The organism is Gemella sp. GL1 (assembly GCF_013415365.1).
GTDB lineage: Bacteria > Bacillota > Bacilli > Staphylococcales > Gemellaceae > Gemelliphila.
This window is the reverse complement of the sequence record NZ_JACBYB010000009.1, coordinates 126,144-140,080: the sequence shown is the minus strand read 5'-3', so window position 1 is coordinate 140,080 and position 13,937 is coordinate 126,144. Positions and strand designations below refer to the sequence as shown.

Below are 13,937 nucleotides of genomic sequence, written 5' to 3'. Positions count from 1 at the left end.
AATTAATCTCCTAATTTTTCTAACATATTTGCATCAAGGGCAAATTTTGTTGCAAGTGGTAAGGTAATTTCAGAAACTTGGTTGATATCTGATATTTTTGAAGTAGATTTAATTGTGTATGTTTTAGAATCTTCTGTCACGGAAAGTGAAAGGTCTAAAGATTCAACATTGAAATTTTCTTTAGATACTGTAAAAGTAACATGTCCTGTCGAATTGCTAGCTTCAATATCTGCAGAAGAAAGGACATTATCTAAAGAAATTAGGTTAAGTTTTAAAAGTTTATCTTCTATAATTCTCCATACCTTTTCATCAATTTTAGAATAGCTTATTTCATATTTACCATCTTTTTCGTTGACCGAGATTTTATCATTATAGTTTTTGAATAATTCTTTTACTTCGAAGAATTCTCCAATACCTTTGAAAGGTGCAACAAGTTGAACTGCTTCGGCATTTGTGGTTTTCATCCAAGCATTAGCAGTCATAGAAGGTATGTTAAAGTAGACTGTATTATCTTTGTAAATCAGATTCACATCGTCATTTATTTTAGGGAATCCGTCTGTTGCTGGTGCATTGATGTGTCCTGAGATACTTATATCTTGACTATTAGCTATGGTAGGGGAACTTATACTTAATTCCATATTACCTTCGTCTAGAGTATATGAGGTATCAGATTTAGCATTAAAACTTTTTACTTCTGAAAAAGTAGTATAGAATTTTTTTACTATTTCTTCCTTAGACAAGTCTTGAGCATATGCTTTCTTGATTTGAATTTGTTTAGTAGATAGGTCAATGTTTATAGAAAAAGCTGAAAAAAGCAAAGCTGGAACAAGTAGTGAACTTAATAATTTATAAGATTTTTTCATAATAATCTCCTTTTTATAATATCTAAAATAATGTTTAAATTATATCAAAATGGTTACATATGGTAAAGAGATATTGATTTTTACAAGAATAATATTTACAATAATAGTTACTAGGATTAATTATTAATCAATAACTTAGAGGATGAATTGTATGTTGAAAGAGGCTTTTTTTGAAGTTAAGAAAAATAGATTAATAAAGCAGATGTTGTTTTTAGCAATAGGGATATTTACATATTCTATTTATGCCGGACTATTAATACCTGCCAATAATTTAAGTGTTGGAGGGGCCTTAGGTCTATCCTTGGTTATTAACAAATTTACAGCTATAAAAGTAGGGACTATACAATTTTTATTAAACCTCCCCCTATTTTTTATAGCTTATAGATATATAGGTAAAAAATTTACCATATTAACATTCATTGTTATTATGATTTCTGCTTACTTTATTAATAATATGACTAGTTTTATAAGACCTGTTGATTTAGGGGATAAATTAGTAGCCAGCATTTTTGCAGGGATTCTATCTGCTTTAGCAATATCTTGTATTTTATTAGGCGGAGCCTCTACTGGAGGAACAGAGATCACAGGGAAATTTTTTGTTAAGAAATTTGGTCTGAATTTTCCGACAGTCTTTTTGATACAGGATATAATTATATACATTATTATTTGGATAGTTTTTGATATTAAGGCAGTCATGTATGCTTTCGTCCTAAGTTTTGTACGTAATCAGACTATGAAAGGTATAGAGAGATTTTTCTCGGCCTACTTACAATGTACCATTATTGCTGATGAGACAGAAAAATTGGTAGATGCAATTAATAAAACCTTACATAGGGGGTCGACTATTATTGATGTTGAGGGTGGATATACTCATAAGAAACAAAGAATGATTATAGTAGTTATTCAGCAAAATGAATTATATTTACTTAAGAAAATAGTAAATAAAACTTGTCCACAGGCTTTTATCACCTTTAATAGTATAAATACTATTATGGGTAACTTTAAAGAACATTCTTATAGATTGTAGTGTTTAGAGATATATACACAGAAATTTCAAGTTCTTTACTAAATTTAACCTTTAAAGTATAATAGTTAGTAAGAAAAATTTAAGGAGGAAGAATATGAATTTAATTCCTACAGTTATTGAGCAAACATCACAGGGGGAAAGAGCTTATGATATTTATTCAAGGTTATTAAAAGATAGAATAGTAATATTAGGTTCAGAGGTTAACTCACAGGTGGCTAACTCAATTGTAAGTCAACTTTTATTCTTAGAAGCTCAAGATCCAGATAAGGAAATTTATTTCTACATTAATTCGCCAGGAGGTTCTGTAACAGCAGGTTTCGCTATTTACGATACAATGCAACACATCAAGTGTGATGTAGTTACAATTTGTATGGGAATGGCTGCATCTATGGGAGCTTTCTTATTAGCAGGAGGGACTGTTGGTAAAAGATATTGCTTGCCACACGCAGAAGTAATGATTCACCAACCACTTGGTGGAGCACAAGGGCAGGCGACTGAAATAGAGATTGCGGCAAGACACATTTTGAGAACTAAGGCTAGATTAAACAAAATCTTATCTGAAAGAACTGGTCAAACAATCAAAGCTATTGAGCGTGATACAGAGCGTGATAATTATATGACGGCTGAAGAAGCTCTAGCCTACGGTCTTGTTGATGAAGTTATGTATCCAAAACATAATAAGGTAAGCAAAAAAGAAAAGCCAAAGAAGGCAGCGAGTAAGAAGTCAGAATAAGCAATAAAAGAGCTATGTCGTGTAGAACATGGCTCTTATTTTATATATAAAAAGCCCTGATAAAATTATCAGGTGCTTTTATTATTAGAATTTAATTTCATCTTTTGCGTTTTGGTATCCTTCTTTTATTGAAATATCCTTAACTTGGTTTATATCTTTGAATCTATCTATTGATGATGTAGTTAATTTAACCTTAACACCAGAGTTAGCAGTGTAAGAGATAGTTTGTTCAAGTTCTACACTCACAGGAAGTAATGTTGTTTTATCGATTATATATTTTGCTGAATAAGCTTCAACTTTGAAATCTGTAACTTTTTGATTATTCCCAAATATCCTTTCTCTATATTCATCTGCATTAGCTGGCTTGAAGTTAAATTCATAGGTAGAACCATTATCTTTAAATGTGTAGTCCTTGTTTACCTCCAAGATTATATAAAGCGCTCTATAGAAATTTGAAATGTGACTTCTTTTGTATGAATTATCTTTAAGTCTATCTTCAGGTATAGCTCCCTTAGTCCATTCTTCAGAAGTTTCTGATTTTGTATAACGATATAGAACATTATCTTTAACATAAGATGCGTTGATAGTTCCATCAGAGGAAATTTCTTCTGATTTAAAGACGTAAGGATCAGATGTAAACTGGGTAAGAGTAGTTGATGTAGAATCAAATGGTAGAGATCTGTTTGATTGCTCTTGACTAGTCTTAGTTTCAGATTCTACTTGCCAAGACTTTAGGTAATTCATTTTACTTAAGGAACGTCTTATCAAGTCAGATTCGCTTAATTTTTTAGTTGTAGTAGTCTCTGCTGGTTGATTAGCGTGATTTCCAATATCTTCACCAATTTTTTCCAATTGACTGCAGGCAGTAGTAAGTACTGTGATTGAAGAAAGCCCTAGTATAAATGATAATTTTTTAAATTTTTTCATTTTATTCTCCTAAATTTATAATGAATTAATTATATCATAAAATTTAAATGAGATGTTCAGAATTTTGAACACCTCATTACACTAGTTATTTGCTAGCGTTTTTTAAGAATACCGAATAGTCCTCTAATAATTTCGCGTCCAATAGTAGATGTTGCTGTTTTGATTACGGTATCTACGTTCTTTTCAAGTGCAGATTTAGCAGGACGTCCTGGTGAACGTCTAGGAGTTTCTTTATATTCTTCTATTCTTCTTGTTTCTGCTTGAGTGGTTTCTTTTTCTGTTTGAATTTCTTGCTGTGCCACTTTGTTAGAAAGAATTTCATAAGCAGATTCTCTATCGAAAGATGTTCTATATTTAGATTCCATTGGCGACTTATTGATTAAAGCAGTATATTCTGATTCATCAACAGCTCCGATAAATGATTCTGGAGGTATAACAGATGCTCTTTCTACTATTTCTGGTTGTCCTTCTTCATTTAAGCAAGAGATTAACGCTTCCCCAACTTTTAGTTCGGTAAGGGCGGCAGCCGTGTCTAAATTAGGATTAGGACGGAAAGTTGTAGCTGCTAATTTAACAGCTTTGATTTCCTTTGGTGTATATGCTCTAAGTGCGTGTTGGATTCTGTTTCCTAATTGTCCTAGTATGTTTTCTGGAATATCAACAGGATTCTGAGTAACAAAGTAAATACCAACTCCCTTAGAACGGATCAGTCTTACTACCTGTTCAACACGTTCAATGAATGCTTTAGGGGTGTCATTGAATAGAAGGTGGGCTTCATCGAAGAAGAATATCATTTTAGGCTTGTCTAAATCACCAACTTCTGGTAGCATTTCAAATAATTCTGTTAGCATCCATAATAAGAAAGTAGAGTATAATTTTGGTGATCCAAATAATTTTTGCGCCATAAGGATATTAATAAATCCTTTACCATCTTGATCAACTTGCATAAAGTCATTTAAGTCGATGGCAGGTTCACCAAAGAAGTCATCTCCACCTTGGTCTTCAAGTGTAAGTAAGGAACGTTGAATAGCTCCTATTGATTGTTTGGTAATGTTTCCGTACTGAGTTGAATATGTAGAGGCATTTTCTGCAAGGTCATTAAGCATGGCTTTTAAATCTTTCATATCGATTAGAAGTAGTTTTTTATCATCTGCAACACGGAAAGCTATATTTAAAACTCCAGTTTGAGTTTCGTTTAATTCTAGTAATCTTGATAGTAGTAAGGGTCCCATTTCAGAAATTGTTGCCCTAATTGGGTGGCCTTTTTCTTGAAATACATCCCAAAGTCTTACTGGAAAAGCTTGATTAGTGAATCCTTCAAGTCCCATGGAAGAAACACGTTCGGCAACCTTTCCTTCTAAAGATCCAGCTTTAGCAAGAGTAGCCAGGTCTCCTTTAATATCAGCAAGGAATACAGGAATCCCTGCTTTGGAAAATTGCTCAGTTAAAACTTTAAGGGATATAGTTTTTCCGGTTCCTGTAGCTCCCGCAATTATTCCGTGACGGTTTAGTTTGTTTCCGTACATAAGTACATCTTTATTTTCAGAAGTTTTGGCAATTTTAATTATTGTCATAATCAATACATCCTTTAATTTTATCTATACTTAATATTATACAAGATATGAAATCATATGTATAACGATATATATTTTTTAAAGTTCTTTGGCTATAGATTCTTGACAAATTGGCAAATAAATATATAATATAATCTATAGAAGAAAATTTTAAGTAATTATAAAGTTTAAAGATATTAGAAAATTTATTTACAAATATTATAAAAAATTGTAATTCTATATAATATAAATTGAAATAAAAATTATGAATTTAAATATTTTACTTTAATTAAGATTAGTGTTGGAGTTAATATTGAAGAATATAAAAAGGGGGTTAGGATGAAAAAGAGAAAACTTTCTAAATTTAAAAAAATAGTTAGTGCATTTGCAATTAGCCAATTACTGCTTTTAAATATGATTTATCTTGAATCTGATTCTAATATCTCTAAGGCATCAGAAGTAAGCTTAACAAATATTCAAGCAGAAAAGACTGTAGAAGTGCCAAAAACGGAAAATATGCATATTAGTTATAATCTAAATCCAGGAAAAGAACAAAACGCAGGATACATTGTATCTATAGATAGTAGCAATCATTCTCATTCTACTAATATTGGTATAGGTGTGGGTTTATACTATGGGAATGGATATGAAAATGTAAGTCTTGAACCTGTTGCGCCGATAGTAACAAGTAGTTTGCTGGAAGAAATAAGTAGCATTGTCCCAGAAACAGAAATTGTAATAGAGTTGGAAGAAGTAAGCAGTAGTGTTCCGGAAAGAGAAACTGTAACAAGTACAGAAGAAACAAGTAGTAATGCTCCAGAAACAGAAACTGTGACAAGTACAGAAGAAACAAGTAGTAATGCTCCAGAAACAGAAACTGTAACAAGTACAGAAGAAACAAGTAGTAATGCTCCAGAAACAGAAACTGTAACAAGTACAGAAGAAACAAGTAGCATTATTTCAGAAACAGAAGATGTAAGAGATTTTTCGATTCTTGAGAAAAATCATGAAAATATACTTCTAAAACCAGCAAGGATTGAAGAAAATATAAGTATAGAAACAAAGACAGATTTAGTGATGGTAGAGGATGAACAGGAACAAGTTTCAACAGAAAAGCCTTTAGAAGAGCTAAAGACATCAGTTGAAACTACAAGAAGTGAGGCTCTACTTAGTGGAAATATACTTGCAAATACAATAAATCAAAGTGATTCTACACAAACAAACCATAATGAAGAAAACATAGCAAGTTTTATATCGAATTTTGTAGAAAATATTAGGGAGATGACTATAGATAATAATCCTGTGGAAGCTAAAGATGCTCAAGCTAGTAATTCAGCTGTAAATCAAAGTGCTGATTCAAAAAATTCTTCAAATAAAACAGAAGGATCTTCAGCATCTGCTGAAAATAATTTTCAAAATTTATCACAATTTGAATTGACAAAAGTGGATACGGATAAATTAGTATCAACTATAGCTACTTTATTTGTATTAGTTATAGGTGCAGGATTAATATTGTTGAGAATATAAGTGAAGGAATAAGCCAAATTTTAGAGTTTGGCTTATTTTTCATAAGTGGAATTTTACATGGTCTTATTGTTTGAATTAAAGGGGATATAAAGATCTGCTTAATTTTTAGGTTTATGTATATTAGTTGTTTGCTAGATAGCATATTCTGAAAAAAGGAAAATTATTATCTAGCACCTAATTAATTCTCAGTAAGCAGTCCAGAGCAATAAAAACAAATAAAATGTTATAATTATAGTGAATAGTTTTATATTAGTACATGTATAAAATTTAAGCTGAGCGATTTGGCTAAATTTGAAAAAATATTAAGGGGTAGTAGAATGACAGAAGAAGTAAGAAAAGAAATTAGAGAAAATCTTGATCGACGTGTGGCTGTTCGTGTTTATAATGATAGAGAAATATCAAGAGAAGATATGGAGATAATCTTAGATTCAGCATGGTTGAGTCCATCGTCAGTAGGCCTTGAAGCTTGGAGATTTTTGGTATTAGATAGAAAAGCTATATCTAAAGTAAGAGAAGACTTAAAGTCTATTGCATGGGGAGCAGCTCCTCAATTAGATACAGCTAGCCACTTTGTAATATTACTTGCTGAGAGAAATGCTCGTTATGATGGACAATCAATAAGGGAAAGTTTAGTAAGGCGTGGATTTCTTGGAGAAGAAATAGAAAAACGATTAGAATTATACAAATCATTCCAAGAAAATGATATGCAGATTGCGGACAGTAAAAGAGGACTACTTGATTGGACAGCTAAACAAACTTATATAGCCCTAGCTAATATGATGACATCAGCCATAAGATTAGGTATAGATTCCTGTCCGATTGAAGGTTTTGACTATAGTAAAGTCAATGAAAAATTAGCAGAACTTAAGTTGATTGATATAGAAAAAGAATCTATCACTACAATGCTATCGCTTGGTTATAGATTAAAGGATCCAAAACACCAAAGAACAAGAAAAGATAGAGATAAGGTAATTAATTGGCTAGACTAATTAATAGCTAAAAATAATAAGGATTGACTGGGTAGGCTTGTATCTATCACAGCTTTTATGATTTGACTTGATTTAAGAGTTAAAAAAATAAGAGCAAGTACTTAGAAGAACTAAATAAAAAAGTGCCTCCTAATTTTAGGGGACACTTTTTTTATTAATCATAATCATCATATTCTTCATCTTCATAGTTATCTAGGTATCTTTTCCTTTTAATAAGTAGGCTAGGGATAGCTATTAATATTAGTAATACTAGTGCTAATATTATGGTTTTTGTTAGGGGAGAGGCGTCTTTAATTTGTGTTTCAGATTCTGCAAAATTACCTTTCTTAATTGTTCTAGGGTTAACTTCCAAATAGAAATTCAGGCTTTTATTTAGAGTTTTAACATTCAATTGAAGAAGAGCTGAGAAGTTTTCTCTAGGAACTTCAAAGCTATAATCAGCGTAGGAATCTGTTAAATGCGATTCTATGGCTGAAATTAGATTATAGTCACCATTTTCTTCTAATATCTTGAAGAAGGGACCATCTTCCTGTGATCTACTTATATGCTTGATTAGATGTAGTCGCACTGTGGCATATAACTTGCCATTTTTTCTTTCCAGTTTTGCTTTGGCCCATCTTTTGTTGTTGTCATCTAGTTCTTGTCTGAAGATTTCTTTTAAATTTTCTTCGTTTTCTAGATTAGGTGCGATAATTGCTTGGCTTAATTTTTTTATTATTTCTGTATCTTTAGAGTTTTCATCAGCAAGTTTTCCAGTGAGAGGGTTCAAGTGAGTGGATGAAATATCTATAAGATAAGTCCCCTCTGATCTTGTTATAGTATCTGTTGAGAAGAAATCAGATAGAGATCTAAGAATAGGTTTATCCTCTTTTTTAGGGTTTTCATTAAAATCTTCTTCCAAAACATCTTCTGGATCTGCATCCATATCTTCTTTTCTATTTTGCATTATTGATTTAAGTAAGGTAGGCTTATTTAATCTACTTTGTAAGCTATTGTAATAGTTTATATAGTCTTGCATTTTAGCTGGATTAGAAAAATTTTTATAGAAAGTAGTTTCTACTAATTCTGGAATCTTATTGTTTTTTACAATAATAGATTTATTTTCAGGCTTTATTTTATTTATAGTTTTTTCATTACTAGCTAAGTTCGTCGCAAGCTTAAGTGATATAGGACTAAGCTCTTTAGCCTTTTGCCAGTCAAATTCCAGCATAATAGCAAAGCTTTGCTTAGTAGGATTATTTGTGAGTATTTTTAATTTCAAGAAATTTTCAGCCTTATGTTCAAATTGAATTTGGTTAATATAGCTTTTCGTTTTTTCGTTGAAAAATCTATAAAATGATTTTACAGCTCGTTCTTTATCCTTGTCGACAATAGTAACATCTAGAAAATAATCCTTGTCTTTAGTTTCAAAAGAAAGACTACTATAAGAGCTTTCGGCTGTTTTTTTTGAAATGGCGGTCTTAATTAGAGAGAGTTTTACAGGGGGAGAGTCCATCTTATTAGCTACTAATCTGACGGGAACACTTAGTTTTTTATAAGTGTGAGAAGTAGAAGATAAAGTGGGATTAGTAGATGCCAAACTGGTTTTAGTAGGCAAGATAAAAGTTATCAAAAACGTAATAGCAAAAATTTTGATAAATAAATTTCTAAACATAGATATTACTCCCTACTTTTTTCTTTTATTTTAGTATAGTAAATAAAAAATAAATTAAAAAAAGAGGAAACGCTTCCCTTTTATTTTTTAGTATTTGATTTTATTCGTATAGTCATTATAGATAAAAGTATACAAGTATAAATAGTATAGAAAATAATAACTAGTATAAGTGTTTGAGTCAGTAGATTAGATTTTATAAAAAAATAATTTACTAAGCCTAGTAAAAGGCTGGTTGTAAAAATTATAGCTAGTGATTTTAGTTTTTTTAATAAAATATCATTTTTCTTCATAGTTATGGTCACTCCTAAGTTAAGGTAAGTTAATTTTAACAAAGAAAAAATTAATAAGCAAATATTCATAAAAATTAAGGATATGCATAGATAGAATCGGTTTTTTCTGCTATAATAATATAGATAAATTATGCTTTAAAGTAGCTATATAAGCTGTGGGATAGGAGAAAATTATGTTATTTTTTTACAATAAACAAATGTTAGGTGAAACTTTGTTAATTACTATAGAGCAAGCCGAACAAGTAACTTACGAAAATAAGAAAAGTATGACACTTATAAAAAATCTAGATGGCAAACTTGTAGGATTAAATTTATTCAATATTGAAAATTTAAAACTTGAAGGTAATGGAAATATTGAATTAAGTGAAGATGCGAAAGAAATTTTAAATGCTAGACTTGAAAAAAATGGAATTAAAATCGATCTAGAAGGTAATAATGATGACTACTTTGTGGTTGGAGAGGTTTTGACAAAAGAGAAACACCCTGATGCAGATAAATTATCAGTAACACAAGTAAAAATTTCAGAAGAAGAAACTTTGCAGATTGTTTGTGGTGCTGCTAATGTAGAGGCAGGGCAAAAGGTAGCAGTAGCTAAAGTAGGAGCTATGATGCCAAGTGGATTATTAATTAAAGAATCTAAACTAAGAGGGGTAGAATCAAAGGGAATGTTGTGTTCTAGAAAAGAGTTAGGTTTAGATTATGACCCAGAAGTAAAAGGTATATTAGTTTTAGACCCAAGTACTGAAATAGGAAGAAAAATTAAGGAGCTTAATCTTTAATAGGGGAGCGTAAAAGATGGTAAATTGGAAAAAATTATTTGAAGAAGATTATGAAGAATTAGAAGAAAGACCTAATTCAAAAGATACAAAGAAGACAAAGTTAGGAGAAGCTAGTCTAGATAAGGATGACCACTATACTGCTTCAGAAAAAACTTCTGACAGGCTTGAGGAGAAGAAAAAATCTAGACTTAGATTTGAAGAAGATGATTTAGAGGACTATTATGAAGAAGATGATTATCAGCTTGCATTAGAAGAAGAACTAAGTCTAGCTGCTGAAAGAGCAAAAAATTCTAGATCATTTTTCAAGAAAAAAGAAAAAGAATTAGTTGAAGATGCTTATGAAGAGGAATTTTATGAAGAATTAGAAGAAGACTTTGAACTAGAAGAGGATAAGAATAGAAAATCGGCCTTTTCATTTTTTACTAAGAAGTCAGATAAAAAAGAAGACTTGTATAAAGACGTTTATGATAACTATGAAGATGACGTTTATGCAGATTTAGAAGAAGAATTAGGCTTAAGAGAAAGATCAGAAGTTAAGAAGGAAAGAAAATCGAGTTTCTCATTCTTTGATAAAAAATCAGATAAAAAAGAAGACTTGTATCAAGAAGTTTATGATGATTATGAAGATGACATCTATGCAGATTTAGAAGAAGAATTGGGCTTAAGGGAAAGATCAGAAGTTAAGAAAGAAAGAAAATTGAGTTTCTCATTCTTCAATAAAAAATCAGATAAAGAAGAAATTCTTGAAGAAAAACAAGTCCCTGTTTATGGAGAATACGATGCAGATCTATACACAGATCTAGAAGAAGATATCTATGATGACTATGAAGAAAGTTTTGATTTAGAAGAGAAGGATGAAAAGAAAAAAGGATTTTCATTTGCTAGTCTGAAAGAAAGATTTATTGGAAATGATAGAGATGAATCTACTGAAGAATATACTTATGAAGAGGATCTGTATGAAGAAGAGCAATCTACAATTTCTGAAGTTTCTGATAAAGAGGAAATTTATGACTATGAAGAAAGTTTTGATTTAGAAGAGAAGGATGAAAAGAAAAAAGGATTTTCATTTGCTAGTCTGAAAGAAAGATTTATCGGAAATGATAGGGATGGATCTACTGAAGAATATACTTATGAAGAGGATCTGTATAAAGAAGAGCAATCTACAATTTCTGAAGTTTCTGCTAAAGAAGAGGTCTATGATGATTTAGAAAATGACTATGAAGTGGAAGAAAAAGAGGCTGCTAGTAAAGAAAGTCTATTTAATAAAATACGAGTCTTATTCAAATCTAAAGACAAACTTTCTGAGGAAGAGGCTTATGATGAATACTTAGATGATGAGGCCGAAGACTATAAGACATATCTAGAACGTCAAAAACTTGAGTCTAAACAAGAGGAGCAGGAAGAATACTATGAATCTGATTTAGATGAAGCCTATGAATACTATGAGGATTACTATGAAGAAGATTTTGACCTAAATGATGAAAGGTCAAGTTTGCCTTCTAAATCTTTCTTTGCAAGAATTAAAGAAAAGTTTAATAACTTCAAGTCCTCAAGAAAAGATGAGTCGGAATTTGAATATAAATATGACCAGGAAGAGCTTGAATTTGAAGATCTTCAAGAAGAGAGAATATTTGAAAAATCTAGTTTTTTAGGAAACTTTATAAATAAAAATGAATCTGATGAAGATGAGTACGAATATGACTACATTGAAGATGAAGAACAATCTATTTCAGATAAGTTAGGCCTTGTAGAAGAGAAAGAAATTCTTCCAGATGAAGAAGAAAATGTAAGTTTACAAGAAAGTTTACGCTCTTTTGGAATTGAAACAAATCAAATTCAATCAGTAGATGTATTTGAAGAAAGAAATCCTAGAGAAGAGAGAGAACGAAGAGTTCACCCAACACTAGCTTCTGTAAAAGTAAGACGAATTCTTCAAGAAAAAGAAATAGATTCAATTACTTACGATTTAAGTCTATCAAATGATAAGGAAAGTTTTGCTAAGAGTTTGGAGAAAAATATTCAGGAAAAACTTGTTGAAACTAATATCCAAGAGCCTCATCAATCTAAGAATAAAGAAGAGATAGATAAGTTAAATCAAGATTTTAATAGAATTGATAGAAAGCAAGATAAGATTTCTAATACCGATAATTTCTTAAAAGATCGAGACGGAGAAAAAATTGAAAGTGCTGTAAACAGTATTAAATCTACCCAAGAAGAAATTAATAGGGATTTACGTGATTATGCTATTGAAGTAGAAGAATCAGAGGGGGCACCGGTTAGAAGATCTAAATTAGCTTATACTTCAGTTGATGATGTACTATCAGGAAAAGAAGATGTATTAGAAACTGATATTGAGCGTAAAAAACATGAGATAGTATCAGATGAACCCCACCCAGAAGAAATTGAAAACTTTAGAAAAGATTTGTTTAAAGATAGAAGTTCGGAAGATTTGGTTTCTTCTAGAGACAGAAGTAATTTAGATGAACTTATTTTAGATACCAAGATTGTAGAGAAATCTAATGAAAAAGAATTAGAAGAAATTACCATGTTAGAAGAAAACCTAGAGTTAATCAAGGAAGATAGGTTTAGAGAGAAAAATTCAGAGATTCTTGAAGATGATTTATCAAAAGGTTTTGAAGAAATATCTATAGAGCAAGTTGCTAGAGATAGTGAATATAATTTTGAATCTTATGAAGATTTAAAAGTATCAGAAAGACAAGAAACTCCATATCCAGATTATTATCTAGATGCTGAAGAAATCGATGAGTTAGAAAGTCAAAATGAGATAGAATATAAATCAGATCAAGTTGACATAGAATCTCTAAATAGAGAGATGAAACAGAAGAAAATTGATGAATATAGATCTCAATATTGGGGGCTTAATAAGAATAATTCTAGTCAAGAAAAAACAGAAACTAGAGTAATAGAGTCGGCTCCTATTTCTTCAACTAGCACAACAGCTGCTTATGATTATTCAAGACAACAATCTATGGCTAAGAAATTCCAAGCTGAGAAAACAAGGGGTATTGAATATGAAGAAAAACTATATACTAATGATGTAGGGGATTACTTTGTAACAGAAGATGCTCCTTTAACGTTTGGTGAGTATAAGACTCAAGATAGAGGTTATAGGCCGGTTTCTAAGACTGATATTGAATTAAAGCAAAAGCAATTAGATGCTATATTTGATAAGTATTCAAATGTGAAAATTCCTAGAAAGAATACAACAGAATATGTTCAACAAAAAATTTCAGGGCCAGTAAGGGTTGATAAATATAAACCAAGTCAAGTTGTTTCGGCTATATATGGGACATCAAAGCCGACTGAAGTAAAGATTGCTAAAGATGTTAAAGCGGCCTCAGCAGTAGCTAGTTCTAAAGCTAAAAATGATTATATTAAAGAAATAGCTAAAAAAGAAGAACATTCATGGAATTTGGATTTAGCACCAAGAGCGACGAAAAATAAGAAAGTTAAGAAGAAAAAGTAATTATAAAACAGAAGTAATAATAAAAAATTATTACTTCTGTTTTTTATTTTATATTCTTATAAAAAATAATGGGCTAGAGTAGTCTAGTATAGAAAAAACCTAGCTTAT

Annotated in this window: 10 protein-coding genes; 6 read left to right on the top strand and 4 right to left on the bottom strand. The window is 30.7% G+C overall.

Translation table 11 applies throughout. The features are described from left to right. Positions 1 to 2: 2 nt before the first annotated feature. Positions 3 to 863 (bottom strand): DUF6612 family protein, encoded by an 861-nt coding sequence (locus HZY82_RS01800; RefSeq protein ID WP_135157391.1) that lies wholly within the window; start codon positions 861 to 863, stop codon positions 3 to 5. A gap of 151 nt (positions 864 to 1,014) precedes the next feature. Here HZY82_RS01800 and HZY82_RS01795 point away from each other — a divergent pair, with 151 nt between their 5' ends. Together HZY82_RS01795 and clpP are read left to right on the top strand one after the other, a co-directional pair. Then, a complete protein-coding gene (locus HZY82_RS01795) occupies positions 1,015 to 1,890 on the top strand; it encodes a YitT family protein (RefSeq protein WP_135157389.1) in 876 nt (291 codons plus the stop codon). A 61-nt stretch (positions 1,891 to 1,951) separates the two neighbouring features. Next, positions 1,952 to 2,623, top strand: coding sequence for an ATP-dependent Clp endopeptidase proteolytic subunit ClpP (clpP, locus tag HZY82_RS01790; RefSeq protein WP_256386483.1), 672 nt, complete (start codon positions 1,952 to 1,954; stop codon positions 2,621 to 2,623). 84 nt (positions 2,624 to 2,707) lie between these two features. Here the strand turns inward: clpP and HZY82_RS01785 are convergent, their stop codons facing one another. Together HZY82_RS01785 and HZY82_RS01780 are read right to left on the bottom strand one after the other, a co-directional pair. Next, positions 2,708 to 3,550, bottom strand: a complete 843-nt coding sequence (locus HZY82_RS01785) for a DUF6612 family protein (RefSeq protein WP_135157387.1) — start codon at positions 3,548 to 3,550, stop codon at positions 2,708 to 2,710. A 92-nt stretch (positions 3,551 to 3,642) separates the two neighbouring features. Continuing rightward, a complete protein-coding gene (locus HZY82_RS01780) occupies positions 3,643 to 5,124 on the bottom strand; it encodes a helicase HerA-like domain-containing protein (protein ID WP_179938505.1) in 1,482 nt (493 codons plus the stop codon). A gap of 318 nt (positions 5,125 to 5,442) precedes the next feature. Between HZY82_RS01780 and HZY82_RS01775 the strand changes: the two genes are divergently transcribed. Next, a complete protein-coding gene (locus tag HZY82_RS01775; protein WP_179938503.1) occupies positions 5,443 to 6,630 on the top strand; it encodes a hypothetical protein in 1,188 nt (395 codons plus the stop codon). A 317-nt stretch (positions 6,631 to 6,947) separates the two neighbouring features. After that, positions 6,948 to 7,619, top strand: a complete 672-nt coding sequence (locus tag HZY82_RS01770) for an NAD(P)H-dependent oxidoreductase (RefSeq protein WP_179938501.1) — start codon at positions 6,948 to 6,950, stop codon at positions 7,617 to 7,619. A gap of 154 nt (positions 7,620 to 7,773) precedes the next feature. On the opposite strand, the gene HZY82_RS01765 is transcribed toward HZY82_RS01770, so the two are convergent. Continuing rightward, positions 7,774 to 9,273, bottom strand: coding sequence for a hypothetical protein (locus HZY82_RS01765; protein WP_179938499.1), 1,500 nt, complete (start codon positions 9,271 to 9,273; stop codon positions 7,774 to 7,776). 463 nt (positions 9,274 to 9,736) lie between these two features. On the opposite strand from HZY82_RS01765, the gene ytpR reads away from it, so the two are divergent. Both ytpR and HZY82_RS01755 read left to right on the top strand, forming a co-directional pair. Further along, the gene (ytpR, locus tag HZY82_RS01760; protein ID WP_135156396.1) at positions 9,737 to 10,342 is read left to right on the top strand and encodes a YtpR family tRNA-binding protein; all 606 of its coding nucleotides are present in this window, start codon (positions 9,737 to 9,739) and stop codon (positions 10,340 to 10,342) included. Between the two features lie 16 nt (positions 10,343 to 10,358). Then, positions 10,359 to 13,829: a hypothetical protein gene (locus HZY82_RS01755; protein ID WP_179938497.1), complete on the top strand. Its 3,471-nt coding sequence runs from the start codon at positions 10,359 to 10,361 to the stop codon at positions 13,827 to 13,829. Positions 13,830 to 13,937 lie beyond the last annotated feature (108 nt).

Coding starts and splice junctions, on each gene's coding strand:
- HZY82_RS01775 (WP_179938503.1), top strand. CDS start 5,443: ATGAAAAAGAGAAAACTTTCTAAATTTAAAAAAATAGTTAGTGCATTT.
- HZY82_RS01800 (WP_135157391.1), bottom strand. CDS start 863: ATGAAAAAATCTTATAAATTATTAAGTTCACTACTTGTTCCAGCTTTG.
- HZY82_RS01765 (WP_179938499.1), bottom strand. CDS start 9,273: ATGTTTAGAAATTTATTTATCAAAATTTTTGCTATTACGTTTTTGATA.
- HZY82_RS01795 (WP_135157389.1), top strand. CDS start 1,015: ATGTTGAAAGAGGCTTTTTTTGAAGTTAAGAAAAATAGATTAATAAAG.
- HZY82_RS01785 (WP_135157387.1), bottom strand. CDS start 3,550: ATGAAAAAATTTAAAAAATTATCATTTATACTAGGGCTTTCTTCAATC.
- HZY82_RS01770 (WP_179938501.1), top strand. CDS start 6,948: ATGACAGAAGAAGTAAGAAAAGAAATTAGAGAAAATCTTGATCGACGT.
- HZY82_RS01780 (WP_179938505.1), bottom strand. CDS start 5,124: ATGACAATAATTAAAATTGCCAAAACTTCTGAAAATAAAGATGTACTT.
- HZY82_RS01755 (WP_179938497.1), top strand. CDS start 10,359: ATGGTAAATTGGAAAAAATTATTTGAAGAAGATTATGAAGAATTAGAA.
- ytpR (WP_135156396.1), top strand. CDS start 9,737: ATGTTATTTTTTTACAATAAACAAATGTTAGGTGAAACTTTGTTAATT.